The following is an 18,745-nucleotide window of genomic DNA, read 5'->3' on the forward strand; positions in this document are numbered from 1 at the left end:
AAAAATAAAATAATAAGGAGATAATCTAGGTGGAACAAAACATAGATTTCTTATTTGAGAGAGAACATTTAGGGGAAACCCTAAATGTTCTTAATCGTGAGATAATAAATTATATTGATAAAAGAAAATATATAACAGATTATATTATAGATTACAGAAAAAAAGTAATTGAAGAATATAGAGATGATGAAGATAAAGTACAAGAATATTTTGACCACGAAGCCTATGTAAAAGAAGAAGCTTTTAGAACTATTGATAGAAAACTAAAAGAATTTACAAAGCTTAAAGAAAGTCCTTATTTTGGAAAGATAAGCTTTATCGAAGATGGTAGTGTTCCAGAAGAAATGTATATAGGAAGATTTGGATTAACACCTGAAGAAACTTATGAACCTGTAATAGTTGACTGGAGAGCTCCTGTAGCTTCCCTTTTCTACAAAGGTACATTAGGTTCTGCAAGCTATCAATCTCCAGGGGGAGAGGTAGAAACAAATATAGTTGGAAGAAGACAAATAATAATAAAAAAAGGTGAATTAAAAGGTGTTTTTGATTCAGCATTAGATGTTAAGGATGAAATACTTCAAATGGTATTAACTAATAACTCTAGTGATAAACTTAAAGATATTGTTATGACTATCCAAGAAGAGCAAGATGAAATAATTAGAGCACCAAAAGATAAAGTAGTAGTTGTAAATGGTGTTGCAGGTTCAGGGAAGACTACAATAGCACTTCATAGAGTTTCATATCTTTTATATAATTATAGAAAGCAGTTTGGAGATAAAGTTTTAATTTTAGGTCCAAATGATATTTTTATGGACTATATAAGTGGAGTTCTTCCTTCACTAGGTGAAGATGGAATTGATAATATGACTTTTGAAGTATTTGCAATAAATGAAATAGGACTTACAGAAGAAGTTCAAGGCTTTTCATATTATATGGAAGAAGCTATGAGCGGAAATGAAATGAACTTAAGAGATTATAAAGAAAAAAGTTCAGAGGAGTTTGTAAATAAACTTGATGAAGTTGTAAAGGAAATGAATGCAAATTATTTCAATATAGAAGATATAGTATTCTTTAATGAAACTATAATGACTAAGGAAGAAATAAAAGATTTATTCCAAAATTATTATTCTAATATGCCTTTATTTAGAAGAAGTGAAAAGATAAAAAGAATAATAATTTCTAAAATAAAAGATAAGAGAGATGAAAAAGTTTATCTTTTAAATAAAGAAATGGAAGAAAAACTTAAAGAAGTTAAAGAAGAAGATTTAATATTTGAAAAGAATAATATTGATTTCCAAAGAAGATTAAGAATAAGAGAAATCATAAGAGAAGTAATAAATGCTAGAACTGCTCTAAATAGTTGGATAACTAGAGAAGATACAATAGATATTTATAAGAGAGCGGTTAATACAAATAACTTAACTTATATGGATCTTGCAGGAATTCTTTATCTTATGATAAAGCTAGAAGGTAAAAAATCATCTAAAGAATATAAGCATGTTGTAATAGATGAAGCTCAAGACTATAGCTTTATGCAATATAGAATAATAAAAGAAATGACAGGTTGCTCAAGCATGACTATAGTTGGTGATAGCAATCAAAGACTTATAGAAACAGATGAAGAAGTTGCTATGGTAAATCTTCAAAGTATATTTGGAGATAAGGTTATAAATTATTCTTTAAATAAAAGTTATCGTTCAACTCAAGAGATAATGGAATATGCAAGTAAATTTTTACATGAAGAAAGAATAGTACCATTAGTAAGAAATGGAGAAAAAGTACTTGAAGAAGAAGTAACAACTATAGAAGACCAAGTGGAAACTATACTTTCAATAATGGAAGATTATGAAGAAGAAGGACTTGAAAGTATTGCAGTAATAACTAAAAATAAAGAGACACTAAAAGAAATATCACATAAATTAAAAGAAAAAACTAAAATTCTTACTTTTGATAGAAGTGATATAATCTATACTGGTGGAAAGGTTATAATGCCAGCTTACTATGCAAAAGGATTAGAGTTTGATGGTGTTATAATTCTAGAGGAAGAGAAACCTTCTCCAGACTTAGTTAAGTATATTATGTGTACTAGAGCATTGCATAGACTTTCTGTGATAAAGAAAAAATAAATAAAAATAAAAGCTTTCCAAAATAAAGGAAAGCTTTTATTTTTTTGATTATATTTTTTATTTCTCTAATTATAATTTTACTAAGGTTTTAAATTTTAACCTAAAGATTCTATTTCTTTAATTAAATCATCATATATAGAATTTACTATATCAAAATTCATATTTTTAACATAATATTTTTCTAAAGTATCATGAGTTAATTTTGCTTCCGCTATAAGAGACAATCCCTTATTTAAAAGTGTGTCAAATTCATATTTATTAAAATCAATTTCGTCTTTTAGAATAGAAAGTTTATTAGTATCACACATATTATTTAAATTAAATGCAGTACCAGTTAAATTTAATTTATATATTTCATTTTCAGAAAATACCCCAATATTAAGGTCTGGAATTATAATATGAGATATTTTTTTAGGTAATATAGGATTATGATAATATTCTACATTATAACCATAACCAATTGCTGTATTAGCTAAATCTTCAAGTATTTCACTCTTACATAAACCAGTTTCTCCTTTGAGAATATATATAGAATCAAGATTCTTAGTTAAAGTTTCTGTGAATGAAACAACTCCATTAGGACTAAAAGCAGTTGAGAAGAGATGTCTTTCTTTTCCTAAAGGTGCAATTCTGCAATCAGGGAATATCATATCTTTTAAAGATACTTTAAACTTAAATAAAAGATTTTTATCAAGAGCTATTTTATTAAGAGATGCCCAATCTTCATAAATTATACTAGCAGCTTTAAAATATTTATAAGCTCTTTTAAAAAGATTAGAAACAACATTGTTTACAGAAATTATTTCATCTTTATATTGAGAAATTTCTTTTTCATTTAATGCAACTGCTAAATCAATTATTTTATCTACAGCGCCAGGAGTTTTAGGATCTATGCTGTGTGGTGAAGTTCCATCTAGAAGTGCAACTTTTAGTTCTTTAATTAATATTCCATCTAAAGATTGGTCATCTGATGAGCAATGGAATTGTTCTATATTAAATCCCTTAGAACCAAAATAGAAAGCAACTTTCTTCATTAGAGAAGACTTACCAGTACCAGGACCACCTTTTAAGCAATAAATTTTAGTAGCATCATTTTGAGAAATTATATAATCAAAAAAAGAATGAAATCCTTCGGAGGTATTTCCGCCTAAAAACATATGACGATCAGTATTTTTTTCCATAACAATCAGCTCCTTTACTTATTTAGCAACAATACAGTATATACTACAAAAAGATGAAATGTGATATTGTATAAAACTTAAATGAAAAATTATCAAACTTTATAATAAATATATTAGAAATTTAAAAAGTATTAAATAAAATGATTTTTATAAAGTATAAAATGAAGTTTAAATATAAAATTCATAAATATGCATAAAAAATTACTATATATGCATATTTTTATTTAAGTATATTGAAGTGAGTAATTAATTATATAATATACGTACAGAATAGAAGTGGTGTTTTGCTAGGGAGAACAAAAATAAAAAATAGAAAAAATTTTTAAAAAAATATTGCATAAAAATTAAAACTAAGTGTATAATTATACCAAGGTAAAAAAAGGAAATTTAAATATAGCAATAGAGAATTTAGGGGGAATAAATTATGAAAAAAGGGTTTTTAAAAAAGATGATGCTATTAGGTATCACAGGAATAATGATGTTTAGCTTTGCAGGATGTGGTGCAAAAAATGATGATGGAGCTAAAGAAGGGGCAAAAACTAAATTAGAAGAAGTTAAAAATAATAAGAAATTAGTTGTTGGAATGAGTGCTGATTATGCTCCATATGAATTTCATGCAATGATTGATGGAAAAGATACTGTAGTAGGATTTGATGTAGAGTTTGCTAAAGAAGTGGCTAAAGATTTAGGAGTAGAATTAGAAATAAAAGAGATGAATTTTGAAGCTTTATTAGCAGCAATTCAATCAAATCAAATTGATATGATAATTTCAGGAATGAATCCAGATGCTGAGAGAGAAAAAGTTGTAACATTCTCAGATATTTATTATGAAGCTCAACATGGAGTTTTAGTAAATAAAAAAGATTTAGCTAAATATGAAACAATAGAAGATTTAGAAAACGTAAAAGTGGGAGCTCAAATTGGTTCTACTCAAGAAAAGATAACTAAGGAAGTTATTAAAGCAAAGGATCCAACTCTTATGGCAGATGTAAATAACTTAATTTTAGAACTTAAAACAGGAAAAATGGATGCACTAATTACTGAAGAACCAGTAGCTAAAATGGCAATAAAGAAAAATCCAGAGATGGCATTAGCTGCAATTAAGTTTGAAGCAGATGGAGGTGGAAACGCAGTTGCAGTTAAAAAAGGTGAAACTGAATTAATAGAACAAGTTAATAAAACTATAAAAAGACTAGTTGATAGTGGAGAATTAGAAAAATATATTATAGAGGCAAATGAACTTGCTGCAGAGAATAATAAAAATTAGTTATATAAAGAAAGTAAAAATGATATGATGGATGCACTTTAAGTGCATCCTATATTAATTAATTTTAAAAGGGTGTGAGACTAATGGGATATAGTTTTGATTTTAGCTTTTTGCAAGAATACTTTCCTGTATTTTTAGAAGGGGCTAAATTAACATTAATAATATCAGCAATTTCAGTTTTATTTGGAGCTGTAGCTGGTTCAGTATTATATTTTTTAAAGTCAGTGAACATAAAAATTTGGGGAATAAAACCTTTAAATATAATAGCATCAACATATATAGAAGTTGTACGTGGAACTCCAATGATATTACAAATAATGATGGTTTATACAGGGTCAGCCTTATTTTTAGGAATAGATATGAAAGCTTTAACAGCTGCTATAATAGCAGTTTCTTTAAATTCTGCTGCATATGTAGCTGAAATAATAAGAGCTGGAATAGAGGCAGTGGATAAAGGACAAATGGAAGCTGCTAGAAGCTTAGGAATGACAAGAGGACAAGCTATGAGAATGATAATAGTGCCTCAAGCAGTGAAAAATATATTACCTGCTATAGGAAATGAATTTGTAGTTGTAATAAAAGAATCTTCAATGGCTTCAGTTATTGGTGTAAATGAATTAATGTTTAGTGCAACTATAGTAAAAGGTGCTACATTTAAGCCATTTGAACCTTTAATGGTTGTAGCAGCATTTTATTTTATTATGACATTTAGTTTAGGAAGATTAATGAAGTACATTGAAAGGAGGATGAAAGCAAGTGATATGCGTTAAAGAATTAAAAAAATCATTTGGAAATCATGAAGTTTTAAAAGGAATATCAGCGAATATAAAAAAAGGTGAAGTTGTAGTTGTAATAGGACCATCAGGTTCAGGAAAAAGCACTTTTTTACGTTGTCTAAATCTTTTAGAAGTGCCTACAAGTGGAGAAATAATATTTGAAGGAAATAATATAACAGATAAAAAAACTGATATAAATAAAATAAGAGAAAAAATGGGAATGGTATTTCAACAATTTAATCTTTTTCCACATAAAACTGTGTTAGATAATTTAACTATTGCTCAAATTAATGTAAAGAAAAAAAGTGTAGAAGATAGTAAGAAAAAAGCTTTAGAGTTATTAGAGAAAGTAGGATTAGTGGATAAAGCGGATGCTTATCCTAATTCTTTATCAGGAGGGCAAAAACAAAGGATAGCAATAGCTAGAGCTTTAGCTATGGAACCAGATGTTATGTTATTTGATGAGCCTACATCAGCTTTAGACCCAGAAATGGTAGGAGAAGTTTTATCTGTAATGAAATCTCTTGCAAATGAAGGAATGACAATGGTTATAGTAACTCATGAAATGGGATTTGCAAAAGAAGTTGGAGATAGAATCTTATTTATAGATGATGGAGTAATAATGGAAGAGGGAACACCAGAAGAAATTTTTGAAAATCCTAAAAATGAAAGAATGAAAGCATTTTTATCAAAAGTTTTATGATAATTTTTTAGTTTTAAAATAAAATGATTAAAAGCACTAACAAATTAATTTTTGTTAGTGCTTATTTATTTATAAAATTTATTATAAAAAACATATTAAAGATAAAGTTGAATTTATAAATTGCTTTAAATTAAATCAATTTATTTAAAAACTAATAGTTTAATTTTTATTTTAAAATTTTAAATTAAATATATTTTATTTTGTCACGAAATAAAAAGTAGATTTGTTATATGAGTAGATGTACATCAAATTACAGAATGGGAGATTATAATGGGTACCAAAATAGAAAGCATTAAATTGTTTGAGAATTCTATAAGCAGTGTAAAGAAAGGTGATTTATCTGAATTAAAAAGGTTATATATAGAAGAAAGAAGAGGAATTTTCTTATTTATTTTATCTATAGTAAAAGATTATGGAGTGGCAGAAGATATTTTACATGATGTTTTTATAAAGATAATTATAAATAGTGAAAAATATAAAAGAAATACAAATGCAAAGGCATGGATTATGACAATAGCTAGAAACCTATCTTTAAATTATTTAAATAAAAATAAACATATAAATTTTAAAGAGAATATTGAAGTAGTAGCTAATAATGAATTACAAGAAATTGAAAGTGAAATTGAATTTTTAAGAATGATAGAACCTTTAAGTGAAATAGAAAAACAAATAATAATACTTAGATTAAATGTAGGTTTTTCATATATACAGATAGCAAAAATTTTAGATATTTCAATTGTAAATGCTAGAGCAAAATATTCTAGAGGAATAAAAAAGCTTAGATTAAATGAAAAGGATAGGATTTAGTATGTTTAAAAATAGAAAAAGAATTAATGAGTATAAAAGAATAAGTAATTCTGTAAGATTACCAGAATTAAAAAGGAAAGAGAAAAATTTTGAGGTTAGGAGAAAGGAAAAAATGAATAAAAAAGCTATAGCAAGTGGAATATTAGCAGCAACTATTTGTGGGGCAATATTTTTAACAAATATAGGAACTAATTTTAAAGGAATAGAAAATAATGGAGGTAGCTTAATTGTTTATGCTTCAGAAAACAATGGAGCTAATAAACAATTATTTGAAAAAGGAAAAGAAATAGCAATTAATTCAGTTTCAGTTGTTACTGATGATAAAACAGGAAAGATATTTAGTGTTAAAAAAGGTGCGCAATTAAGTATTTTATCTGATGATATAAAAAGCTTAAAATTAAGTACAAATAAAGGGGAGTTCATGAATGAATTCCAATTTAATGAAACTAATATAAATAATTTTAATGAAAAATCGATTAGTGAAAAATATGTAGACAGCGATAAAAAAGAAAAAATATATGATTATAATGTTTCAAAAGATGGAAAAAGTATTGAAGTAAATAATGTAAACAACAAAGTATTAGGAATTGCTTGGGCTTTAAGTCCTGAAATGGAAAAAATGGATAAAAACCAATTTGGAGAAGTAGAAATAAATATAACTGCTGAATATAAAGATGGTAAAACAGCAAATGAAACAATAATTTTGACTTTAAATGATAAAGGAATGTTTGTAGGAAAATTAAAATAGAAAAAACACTCTATGGAATAATTACATTCAAAAAATTATTTAATAACTTATTTTTATAAATTTTATAGATAAGTATTAAATTAATAGGTATAAAAATAATTAATAAGTTTAATGAAAATAAAAAAAGGAGTTTCTACTAATAGGTAAATTATTAGTAGAAACTTCTTTTTATATTTTAAGTATAATCATGGTCTATTGTAATTATACAATTATATTCTGGGTGAAGTTCTTTTATTGCCTCTATTATGTCATTTTTTAAGGCTTGTTCATCCATTATTTTTTTTAGATTTTCTGAATCAACCACAACATCAAATATAAGATTTTTTTCATTGCCCTCTCCAACTATTCTAAAATCATGCATTGATTTTATTAGAGGATTATATTTTATAATTTTTGATACTTCTGTATAAGCAACTTTTATTTCATCATCAGAAAGACAAATTGGATCCATATGGATTACAAGATATAGTTCAAGCTTTTGTGAAATTTCTCTTTCAGCTTTATCTATTATATTATGAATTTCCATTATATCCATATCACTTGGAATTTCAGCATGAACTGAGGCCATACATCTACCAGGTCCATAGTTATGAATTATAAGATCATGTATTCCACTAATATGTGGATATGAAAGTATTAAACTTTCTAATTCTTTAACTAATTCGGGATCTGGAGCTTCTCCAAGTAGTGGATTTAGAGTTTCTTTAACTAATGACACCCCTGAATACACAATTATTAATGCAACTACTACTCCAACATAACCATCAATAGGAAAATTAGTAAATTTTGAAGCTAAAAATGATATAGATACACAAGTAGAAGCAAAAACATCTCCAAGTGAATCAACAGCTGCAGCTTTTAATGCTTTAGAATCTATTTTATTTCCTATGTATCTATTAAATCCAGCAAGCCATAGTTTAAGAAGAACAGAAACTATTAATAGAATGAAAGGTATTATTTCAAAGTCAACCTTACTAGGATTAAAAATCCTTATTGCTGAGGATTTTACAAATTCAAGTCCTACAAGGATTACTAAGAAAGAAACTATTAATGAAGATATATATTCAATTCTTCCATGACCAAAAGGATGCTCTTTATCAGCAGGCATATTAGATAGTTTAAATCCTGCAATTGTTATTATAGATGATGCAGCGTCAGAAAGGTTATTAAAACCATCTGCAGTTATGGCAATACTTCCTGTAATTAAACCAACAGAAACTTTTATTACTACAAGAATTAAGTTAACAACTATACCAACAGCACCACCAAGAACACCAAATTTATTTCTAACTTTTTTTTCTTTGGTGTTAGTATTATCTTTAATAAAAGTGTTAACTAAAAATTTTGATAACATAAATTACTCTCCTATATTAATATATTAATATTATTCTAACGTATAAGAATATAATAATCAATTTAAAAAAGAATTAGAAATGTGGTAGAATAAGTTTAACTAGACTTAGAAATTAGGAGTGATTCACAATGGAAAAAAAATTAGCTCAAGAGTTAATAAATTTTATAGATAATAGTAAAACAGCTTTCCATGCTGCAAATGAAGTTCAAAATATGTTAGTAAAAGACGGGTTTAAAGAACTTTCAGAAAGAGATAGCTGGAATCTTGAAAAAGGCGGAAAATATTTTGTTAAGAAAAATGATTCAGCTGTTATAGCTTTTGTTATAGGTAATGGAGAGATTGAAAAAGATGGATTTAGACTTATAGGAGCACATACTGATGCACCAGGATTTAAAATAAAACCTAATGCAGATATGAAAAGTGAAAATAGATATGTTAAGTTAAATACAGAAGGATATGGTGGAGCTATATTAAGTACTTGGTTTGATAGACCTCTTAGCATTGCCGGAAGAGTTACTTTAAAAGGAGAAAATCCTTTAAAACCAGTTGTAAGATTAGTTGATGTAAATAAACCAGTTCTTATAATTCCTAATTTAGCTATACACATGAACAGAAGTATTAATGAAGGATATGCTATTAATAAGCAAAAAGATACTTTACCTCTTTTAGGATTTATAAATGAAAAATTTGAAAAAGACGGATATTTAATTAGTTTACTTTGTGAAAGTTTAGGAGTTAAAAAAGAAGAAATCTTAGACTTTGATCTTTTCTTATATGAATATACAAAAGGATGTTTAATGGGAATTGATGAAGAACTAATATCTATAGGAAGACTTGATGATCAATGGATGGTATTTGCAGGAGTTAGAGCTTTATTAGATAGTAAAGAAATTGATAGTACAAAAGTTATGATTTGTGTTGATAATGAAGAAATAGGAAGCTTAACTTCTCAAGGAGCTAATTCAAGTTTAATCAGAAGATTATTAGAAAGAATAGTAATATCTCAAGGAAAAGGAACAGAAGAGTTCTTTAGAGCATTAGCTAATTCAGTAATGATTTCTGCTGATCTTGCACATGCAGTTCACCCTAATTTAGGAGAAAAACATGATCCAACAAATAGACCAGTATTAGGAATGGGACCAGTATTAAAAATTGCTGCTTCAGGAAGTTATTCAACTGATTCATATTCAGGAGCAATTTTTAAATCAGTATGTGAAAAAGCTGGAGTTCCAATGCAAAAATTTGTTAACAGATCAGATGTAAGAGGTGGAACAACTATAGGACCTATGTCAGCTGCTGACCTTTGTATTCCAGTAGTAGATATGGGAGCACCACTTATAGGAATGCACTCAGTAAGAGAACTTGCATCAGTTAAAGATAATTATTATACAGTAAAAGCATTTACAGAATTCTATAATTTATAAAATATTGAAATAAAAGAAACCACTCGCTATAGAGTTAATAGCGAGTGGTTTCTTTTGTTAAAATATTTCTAAAGGAGAGATTCCATAAAAATCTCTATTCAAATTTAACATAATTTAGATAAAAATACAAGCTGTATGGGCATTAGTAAATTGCGTAAGTAATAAATTTTAAGGTTATTGGTAAAACTATCTCTTAGAAAATGTATGATTTTTAGAGAAAGAGAGAGGTCTTCAAAATGAATGATAAAAAATTAAAAAAAGCTAAAAAAAATTTATTAAAAGATTTAAATAATGCCTATAGTTCTCTAAAGGAATCTTATAAAGTAATACAAAAAGAGATTAAAAATGGTGGATTAAAAACTGGAGCAAGTGAATGGATTTTAGATAATACATATCTTTTAGAAAGGGAATTTAAGTTTGTAAAAAAGAATTTACCAGAAGAATATCTTTTAGATTTACCAATAGATTTAGAAAGAAGCTATAAATTAGAAAGTAAAGAAGAGAATAAAAAAAAGAAGAAATCTCGTTGCGATGATAAGTCTGTACTTCCTAGAGTATATACTTTAGTTAAAAAGATTATTGATAATAGAGTGCCTATAAAAGCAGAAAATTTATCAGAGTTTATTTTAGAAAAAAATGATAGTTTAATTTATGGGGAAGTTATTTCAATACCTATTATGCTTAAAATTTGCCTTCTTATAAAAATTTGTAATGAAGTTAAAAAGGTTGAAGAATTTTATAAAAGTAAAGAAGAACATAAAGATATTTTTATAAATGAAAAATTAGAAGAGGAAATTGAAAGAAGTATATCTTCTCTTAGAGAGCTAGATAATGTAGATTGGGCATATGTTTTTAGAAATATATCAAAACTTGAAAAAACTTTAGAAAAAGATCCTAGTGGAACATATCTTATTATGGATGAAGATTCAAAGGATTATTATAGACACAAAGTTGAAGATATAGCTAAGAAAAATGAATTAAACCAAAATATAGTTGTTGAGGCAGCTTTAAATTTAGCTAAAAAAGCAAAAGTATCAGGAGGAGAAATTTATACTACTCATATAGGATACTATTTATGCGATGAAGGATATAAAGAGCTTTTAAATGAGTTAAAAATAACGACTATTGAAAATCCAGATTCTGAGGGGAGATTTATTCTTTGGAATATTTTTGGAACTATCCTTTTAGCGTTAGGAGTAATTATTTTTAGTGCCTTATTTGAATGGCCATATAATACATTAAGAGATTATATATTGAGCTTTTTTATTATACTTTTACCTTGTAGCGAAATGATAGTTGCATGGATAAATTATAGAACTCCTAAATCACATAAATTAAATCATATTCCCAAAATTAATTTTGAAAATGGAATAGGAGAAGAAAATAGAACTGTAGTAGTAATTCCTACAATGTTTGAATCTAAGAAAAAGATAGATAAGTTAATTAAAAATATAGAGGTAACTTATTTAGGAAATAAAGATAAAGAAGCATTTTTTGTTATCTTAGGAGATTTTGAAGATAATAAAAATGAATCTTGTGAGATAGAACAAGAATTAAATAACTATGGAAAAGAAAAAATAGATTATTTAAATAAAAAATACATAAAAGACATAGAAAATAGAGATGGAAAATATATATTTTTTATGGCTACAAGAACTAGAATTTATGATAAAAGTGAAGGAAAATACATAGGATGGGAAAGAAAAAGAGGAAAATTAGTAGAATTTATGAATCTATTAAGAGGTGGGACAAAAACAACCTTTAGCTTTTTCTCAGGAAATATTGAGGATATAAAATCAGCAAAATATTTGATTACTTTAGATACAGATACATTTATGAAAAGAAATACATTAAAAAGACTTGTAGGTGCAATGGCTCATCCTCTAAATAATCCAAAGGTTTCTAATGGAAAAGTAGTTAGAGGGTATGGAATGTTACAACCTAAAGTTTCTATTTCTTTAGAGAGTAAAAATAAAACTTATTTTTCTAAAATATTTGCTGGAGATAGTGGAGTAGATGGGTATTCTACAGCATATTCAGATACATATCAAGATAGATTTAAAAAAGGTTCTTTTACTGGAAAAGGAATATTACATATAAATTCATTTATGAAAACTATAACCGGAAAAATTGAGGAGGATAGTATATTAAGCCATGACTTATTAGAAGGGGAATTAAATAGGTGTGGACTTATAACAGATTGCGAATTCATTGAAGAATATCCAAAAACATATTTTTCAAGTGTAATTAGATTACATAGATGGGTTAGGGGAGATTGGCAACTTATAAAATGGCTTTTTTCTAGAGATTTAAAAGCTATATCTAAATGGAAGATATTTGATAATTTGAGAAGAAGTCTTCTATCTCCTTGGCTTTTATTTGGTTTATGGATTTCATTAACATTCTTAAATAGAGGAAAAGGTGTAGTAACTATATTATTTTTAGCAGTAATAGCACCAATTTTATTTAGAGTTACAGATTTTGTTGTAACACCTAAACATAAATTAAATGGTAGTGGAAAAACTTTAGTTCAAGTATTGTTTATATTAAGTTTTATACCATATCAAACTTATATTATGTTAAGTGCAATTTTTAAAACTTTGGGTAGAGTTTTTATAACTAAAAAACATCTTTTAGAGTGGCGAGCTTCTGATATAGCGGACAGAGATGAAAAGACTACTATAAGTTTTTATTATAGTAAAATGTGGTTTTCAGTTGTTAGTGGAATAATAACTATGATTTTAAGTTTTGTGGCTATGGAAGAGATAGCAGCTTTTACTTTTTGGATAGGAATATTATGGATTCTATCACCATATTTAGCTTATGCAATAAGTAAAGAAGATGAAGAAGAAATTTTAAAAACAGAAGAAATGGATTATCTTTTTAATATTGCAAAGGATACATGGAAGTATTATGACGACCTTGTAAATGAAGAAAATAACTGGCTTCCACCAGACAATTATCAAGAAGAGCCTTTTAGAGGTGATGCAAAAAGAACATCACCAACTAATATAGGATTAGCTCTTATGGCTAATGTAGTGGCTTATGATTTAAATTTTATAGGAATAAAAGATGCTGTTTATAGAATAAATAAAACTTTAAAATCAATGGATGAATTAGAAAGATGGCATGGACATTTTCTAAATTGGTATGATATTCAAAATAAAAATCCATTAATGCCAAGATATATTTCAACAGTTGATAGTGGAAATTTGCTTTCTTATTTAATGATAGTAAAAGAGTTTATTTTAGAAAATGCAAAAGAAGAAAGTGAAACTATTGAGCTTTTAAATAAATTTATAGATGAAATGAATTTTAAAGAGTTATATGATGAAAAGAAAGATTTATTTTATATAGGATATAACTTAGAAGAAGATAGTTTTGGAAAAGCGCATTATGATTTACTTGCTTCAGAAGCTAGAGTTGCTTCATTTTTAGCTATTGCTAGAGGCGAAGTTGATGAAAGTCATTGGTTTAAATTAAGAAGAGGTTGTAGAAGTATATTCATGAAAAAGACTCTACTTTCATGGAGTGGAACTATGTTTGAATATTTAATGCCTTCATTAATAATGAAAAATTTTAAAGGAAGTGTATTAGATAGCACTTATGAAGGAGTTTTATCAGCTCAAATAAATTATGGAAGAAGAAAAAAAGTTCCATTTGGGATATCAGAATCAGCTTTTTATAAATTTGATTTAGAAAAAAATTATCAATATAAAGCTTTTGGAGTTCCAAGCTTAAGAATGAAAAGAGAAGTTGAAGAAGAGATTGTTGTATCTCCATATTCTTCTTTAATGGGATTACAATTTGAAAGAGAAAAGTGTATAAAAAATTTAAGAATTATGCAAGATGAAGGTGCCTATGGAAAATATGGATTTATTGAATCTATAGATTATACACCTAATAGAATAAATAAGCTTTTAAAAGAAGAAGTTATAAGTGAAGAAATAGAGAGTATACCTGAAAATAAAAAGAGAAAAAATGGTTTATTAATAAAAACATATATGGTACATCACTTAGGAATGTCTCTTTTAGCTTTAGATAATGTTTTAAAAAATAATATTATGATAAATAGATTTCATAATATTCCAGAAGTTAAAGCTACAGAATTACTTTTAAAAGAAAAGAAAGATAATCTATATGAAGGAGAAAGAGGAGCTTTAATTAATGAAGAATTTAAAGTTAAGACTAACATTTTCTCTGAAAGAATAATAACAGATTCTGATATATTAGATAAAGATGTAAATATTCTTTCTAATGGAAGATATTCTGTTATGTTAAACACATTAGGAGGAGGATATTCTAAATGTGAAAATGACCTTTTATATAGATGGGGAGGAGACTTTCTTTCAGAAGAAGGTGGAGTTTTATTTTACATAAAGGATATGAAAGATGGTAATGTCCAAAGTCCAACATATTATCCATTTAATAATATAGGAGAAAAATATAAGGTTAGGTTTTCATTAGAAAAAAGTGAAATACATAAGATAGAAAATTCTATAGATACAACTTTGAGGATTTTAATTTCTGGGGAAAATAATATTGAAATTAGAAAATTAAAAATAAAAAATCTTAGAGATGAAAATTTAGAATTAGAAGTTACATCTTATTTAGAGCCAATTTTAACTACTTTAGAAGGAGATTTAGCTCATACTACTTTTTCCAATCTTTTTATAGAAACAGAATTCTTAAATGGTGAAAATGTCATTATTGGGAAAAGGCGTGTTAGAAGAAAAGAAGATGATGAAAAATATATTTTTACAACATTATTTGTATTAGATGAAGATGATGATAAAGAAAGAATACAATATGAAACAAGAAGAGAGAATTTCATTAGAAGGAATGGAAATCTTAAAGATCCAATTGGATTAGAAAAAGAGCTAGATAATGAAGCTTCAGCACCTTTAGATCCTATTATAGCAATGAGAAGAAAATTAAAACTAGAAAAAGGTGAAGAAAAAACTCTTTGTTTAATAATAGGATATACAATGGATAAAGGAGAAATAGTTAAAAAAATAAAAGAACATAAATCTTCAAAAGATTTAGTGAGTTTAAAAAGAAAATATAATAAAATGGCTAGTATTCTTTTAAATAAAATTTATATAAATTCTGAAAAAGCAAATTTATATGAAAAAATATTAAAAGAAATATTGTATATAGGTGGAAACAGAAAATATAGAGAAAGTTTTATAAAAAATATAAATATGCATCAAGAAGATCTTTGGAGATATGGAATATCTGGAGATAAAAAGATTCTTTTACTAAAATATAATAAAAATAAATATTTATTAAAAGATATGGTATCACTTCATTATTATTTAGAGATAAAGGGAGTTGAATTAGACTTAATTATTTATAATAATGAAGAAACTGATTATTATAATACAAATAGAAGAGAAATAGATAGATGGATAAGAGCAATTAGAGGAGATGAGATAAAGAATATTTTTGTTTTTAATAAAGAACAGTTAGATGAAGAATTCTTTAATTTCTTAATTGGAATTTGTTCTATTTATGTTGATGAAGAAGAGGATAAAGATTTAGAAAGCAAGATAAAATTACTTCAAAGATATTCAGATTTAAATAGAGAAATAGAAAAAGATTGCAAATATCTATTGCATTTAAATGATATTAAGGTTGAAGAAGAAGAGCTTGATGAAATAAAAGGGGAAATAGAAGATAGTACATCTGATAATTTAGATTTCTTTAATGGGTATGGTGGATTTAATAAAGAAGATGGTAGTTATGTTATAAAGCTAAAAAATAAAGAAAACACTCCAAGACCTTGGATTAATGTTTTAAGTAATAAGAATTTTGGAACACATATTTCAGAGTCAGGTGCTAGCTATACTTGGTGTGGAAATAGTAGAGAAAATAAAATTACACCTTGGAGTAATGACTACATAAAAGATCCTATGTATGAAGGAATCTGGATGAAAGATAACACAGACCAAGATTTATTTTCTATATTTAAAAAACCTTTTGATGATGGAGAAGAATATATAGTAAATCATAACTTTGGATTTTCAACTTTTAAGCATAGACATAGATGTATAGAAGGAAGTATAACAGTATTTGTTCCAAGAGATGAAGATTTAAAACTTCAAATAATAAAGCTTAAAAATGTAAGTGAAGAAGAAAAGAGCATTTCAGTATTTTATTATAACGAATTAGCAATGAGCGAAAATAAGAGAAAAGATAGTGAAAAAATTTATACAGGAATAAATGAAGAATATGCTTATGGAAAAAATCCGTATTCAAAAAGTTTTGGAAAGAAAATAGCATATTCAACTATTATAGGAGATGGTAAAAATTCCTACACTTGTGATATAGAAGAAGCTCAAAAAACTTTAATTGAAACATGGGAAGAAAATTTAAGTGAAAGGTGTGGAGGTTCATATAGACCTTGCTTACTTACACAAAAAAATATAGTTCTTGATATTGGAGAAGAAATTACTTTAATAGGTATATTAGGTGAAGAAGAAAGCTTTGAAGCTATAGATGAAAAAATACAAAAATATAAAAATATCGATAAAGTTTTTGAAGAATTAAATGAATTAAAAGTAGAATTAGATAATTTCCTAGGAAATATAAAAGTAAATACAGGAGATAAGTCTTTTGATTATATGATGAATGGATGGCTTTTATATCAAAATTATAATTGTAGATATTTAAGCAGAACTGCATTTTATCAATCAGGAGGAGCTTACGGATTTAGAGACCAAATGCAAGATTCTTTAGCTCTTGCTATAAGTAGACCAGAAATACTTAGAGAACAAATAATAAAAAATGCAAGTAGACAATATATTGAAGGAGATGTTCAGCATTGGTGGCATCCTATTGTTAATAGTGGAATTAGAACAAGATTTTCAGATGATTTACTTTGGATGCCTTATGGAGTTATAGAATATATAAGGCTAACAGGAGATAAAAGTATTTTAACAGAAAAAGCACCTTATTTAGATGATAGTCCTTTAAGAGAAGGAGAGGATGAAAGGTATACTGTTGTAAATAATCTTCTTCCAGAAGACTCTATTTATAATCATTGTATAAAAGCAATTGATAAATCATTAAAATTTGGTTCTAATGGAATTCCGCTAATGGGTAGTGGAGATTGGAATGATGGAATGAGTACTGTAGGAAATAAAGGAAAAGGGGAAAGTGTTTGGCTTGGATGGTTCTTAGCTGAAATATTAAAAGAATTTATTCCTATATGTGAATATATGAATGAAGAGGAAAGAGGAAGAGAATATAAAAATACTCTAGATACTTTAGTTCAAAACATAGAGCTAAATGCTTGGGATGGAGAATGGTATAGAAGAGCATTTTTTGATGATGGAACTCCTCTTGGTTCAAAAGAAAATGATGAATGCTTTATAGATTCTCTTTCACAAAGTTTTTCAATTATATCTGGACTTGGAAGTAAAGAAAGAGGAAAAAAAGCTATGGAGTCAGTTGAGAAGTATTTAGTAGATAAAGAAAATGGGCTAATAAAACTTCTTCATCCACCATTTGCAAAATCAAAACTAGAACCAGGATATATAAAAGGATATGTTCCAGGTGTTAGAGAAAATGGAGGACAATATACTCATGCTGCTATTTGGGTTATTTTAGCCTTTTCAAAACTTAGAGAAAATAATAAAGCTTATGGTTTTTATAGTATGATAAATCCAATAAGCCACACAAAAACAAAAGAAGATGCAGATAAATATAAAGTTGAACCTTATGTTATGAGTGCAGATGTTTATATTAAAAAGCCTTATGAAGGAAGAGGAGGCTGGAGCTATTATACAGGAGCAGCAGGTTGGATGTATAAAGTTGGATTACAAAATATATTAGGATTCAATATAATAGAAGGAAAAGGATATTCTATAAAACCTAATTTACCAAATTATATAGATGAATTCTCTATAGAAATAAAAGAAGAGAAATATAAAATACATGTCAAGAGATCAAATGAAAACAAGATTATTATTAATGGTAAAGAGATAAATGGAGATACAATAGAAAAAGGACTAGGAGAGAGTTTTATAGAAGTTGAGTTTAAAGAATAAACTATTTATTTTATAAATGAAATAAAAAGTAATAAAGCTAACATTAAAAACATAAAATGAAAGTACTATAAAATTGTTATTTATATTAAAAAAGAGCAGTACTAGCGGTTTGATAATCTAGTAATCTGCTCTTTTTATGTTTAAAAGGTAAAAATAAAAGGAAATAAATATTTAATTAAGAAAAAGTATTTTATAGAATATAAAGATAATTCATATAAAAGCAATTTATATAATAAAAAGAGCTATACAAAATATTTATATTAAAAAATAGTTTTATATAGCTCTTATTTTTTATAATTAAATTT

10 protein-coding genes are annotated in these 18,745 nt (G+C 26.5%); 8 read left to right on the forward strand and 2 right to left on the reverse strand.

The features are described 5' to 3' along the window. Positions 1-29 precede the first annotated feature (29 nt). Positions 30-2,126, forward strand: a complete 2,097-nt coding sequence (locus CLTHE_RS09765; RefSeq protein WP_080023163.1) for a HelD family protein — start codon at positions 30-32, stop codon at positions 2,124-2,126. A 95-nt stretch (positions 2,127-2,221) separates the two neighbouring features. Here the strand turns inward: CLTHE_RS09765 and CLTHE_RS09770 are convergent, their stop codons facing one another. After that, entirely contained in the window at positions 2,222-3,307 is a 1,086-nt protein-coding gene (locus tag CLTHE_RS09770; protein WP_080023164.1) for a hypothetical protein, read from the reverse strand. Between the two features lie 424 nt (positions 3,308-3,731). Between CLTHE_RS09770 and CLTHE_RS09775 the strand changes: the two genes are divergently transcribed. The 5 genes from CLTHE_RS09775 to CLTHE_RS09795 all read left to right on the forward strand — a co-directional run bounded on the left by CLTHE_RS09775 (position 3,732) and on the right by CLTHE_RS09795 (position 7,608). Beyond that, entirely contained in the window at positions 3,732-4,574 is an 843-nt protein-coding gene (locus CLTHE_RS09775) for a transporter substrate-binding domain-containing protein (protein WP_080023165.1), read from the forward strand. 83 nt (positions 4,575-4,657) lie between these two features. Beyond that, positions 4,658-5,344 (forward strand): amino acid ABC transporter permease, encoded by a 687-nt coding sequence (locus tag CLTHE_RS09780; protein WP_080023166.1) that lies wholly within the window; start codon positions 4,658-4,660, stop codon positions 5,342-5,344. Next, positions 5,331-6,053 carry an amino acid ABC transporter ATP-binding protein gene (locus CLTHE_RS09785; protein WP_080023167.1) on the forward strand — a complete coding sequence of 241 codons (723 nt, stop codon included), beginning with the start codon at positions 5,331-5,333 and terminating at the stop codon, positions 6,051-6,053. The genes CLTHE_RS09780 and CLTHE_RS09785 overlap by 14 nt, the downstream gene beginning before the upstream one ends. 270 nt (positions 6,054-6,323) lie before the next feature. After that, on the forward strand, positions 6,324-6,860 hold the full coding sequence (locus CLTHE_RS09790; RefSeq protein WP_080023168.1) for an RNA polymerase sigma factor: 537 nt from the start codon (positions 6,324-6,326) through the stop codon (positions 6,858-6,860). Next, positions 6,841-7,608, forward strand: coding sequence for a hypothetical protein (locus tag CLTHE_RS09795; protein WP_158082708.1), 768 nt, complete (start codon positions 6,841-6,843; stop codon positions 7,606-7,608). The genes CLTHE_RS09790 and CLTHE_RS09795 overlap by 20 nt, the downstream gene beginning before the upstream one ends. 175 nt (positions 7,609-7,783) lie before the next feature. On the opposite strand, the gene CLTHE_RS09800 is transcribed toward CLTHE_RS09795, so the two are convergent. Further along, positions 7,784-8,962: a cation diffusion facilitator family transporter gene (locus CLTHE_RS09800; RefSeq protein WP_080023170.1), complete on the reverse strand. Its 1,179-nt coding sequence runs from the start codon at positions 8,960-8,962 to the stop codon at positions 7,784-7,786. Between the two features lie 128 nt (positions 8,963-9,090). On the opposite strand from CLTHE_RS09800, the gene CLTHE_RS09805 reads away from it, so the two are divergent. Beyond that, a complete protein-coding gene (locus tag CLTHE_RS09805; RefSeq protein WP_080023171.1) occupies positions 9,091-10,386 on the forward strand; it encodes a M18 family aminopeptidase in 1,296 nt (431 codons plus the stop codon). Positions 10,387-10,622: 236 nt separating this feature from the next. Next, complete coding sequence (locus CLTHE_RS09810) at positions 10,623-18,440, forward strand: GH36-type glycosyl hydrolase domain-containing protein (RefSeq protein WP_080023172.1); 7,818 nt, start codon at positions 10,623-10,625, stop codon at positions 18,438-18,440. Positions 18,441-18,745: the final 305 nt, after the last annotated feature.

Source organism: Clostridium thermobutyricum DSM 4928, from assembly GCF_002050515.1.
Classification (GTDB): Bacteria; Bacillota; Clostridia; order Clostridiales; family Clostridiaceae; genus Clostridium; species Clostridium thermobutyricum.

Coding starts and splice junctions, on each gene's coding strand:
- CLTHE_RS09780 (WP_080023166.1), top strand. CDS start 4,658: ATGGGATATAGTTTTGATTTTAGCTTTTTGCAAGAATACTTTCCTGTA.
- CLTHE_RS09775 (WP_080023165.1), top strand. CDS start 3,732: ATGAAAAAAGGGTTTTTAAAAAAGATGATGCTATTAGGTATCACAGGA.
- CLTHE_RS09810 (WP_080023172.1), top strand. CDS start 10,623: ATGAATGATAAAAAATTAAAAAAAGCTAAAAAAAATTTATTAAAAGAT.
- CLTHE_RS09770 (WP_080023164.1), bottom strand. CDS start 3,307: ATGGAAAAAAATACTGATCGTCATATGTTTTTAGGCGGAAATACCTCC.
- CLTHE_RS09800 (WP_080023170.1), bottom strand. CDS start 8,962: ATGTTATCAAAATTTTTAGTTAACACTTTTATTAAAGATAATACTAAC.
- CLTHE_RS09790 (WP_080023168.1), top strand. CDS start 6,324: ATGGGTACCAAAATAGAAAGCATTAAATTGTTTGAGAATTCTATAAGC.
- CLTHE_RS09795 (WP_158082708.1), top strand. CDS start 6,841: ATGAAAAGGATAGGATTTAGTATGTTTAAAAATAGAAAAAGAATTAAT.
- CLTHE_RS09805 (WP_080023171.1), top strand. CDS start 9,091: ATGGAAAAAAAATTAGCTCAAGAGTTAATAAATTTTATAGATAATAGT.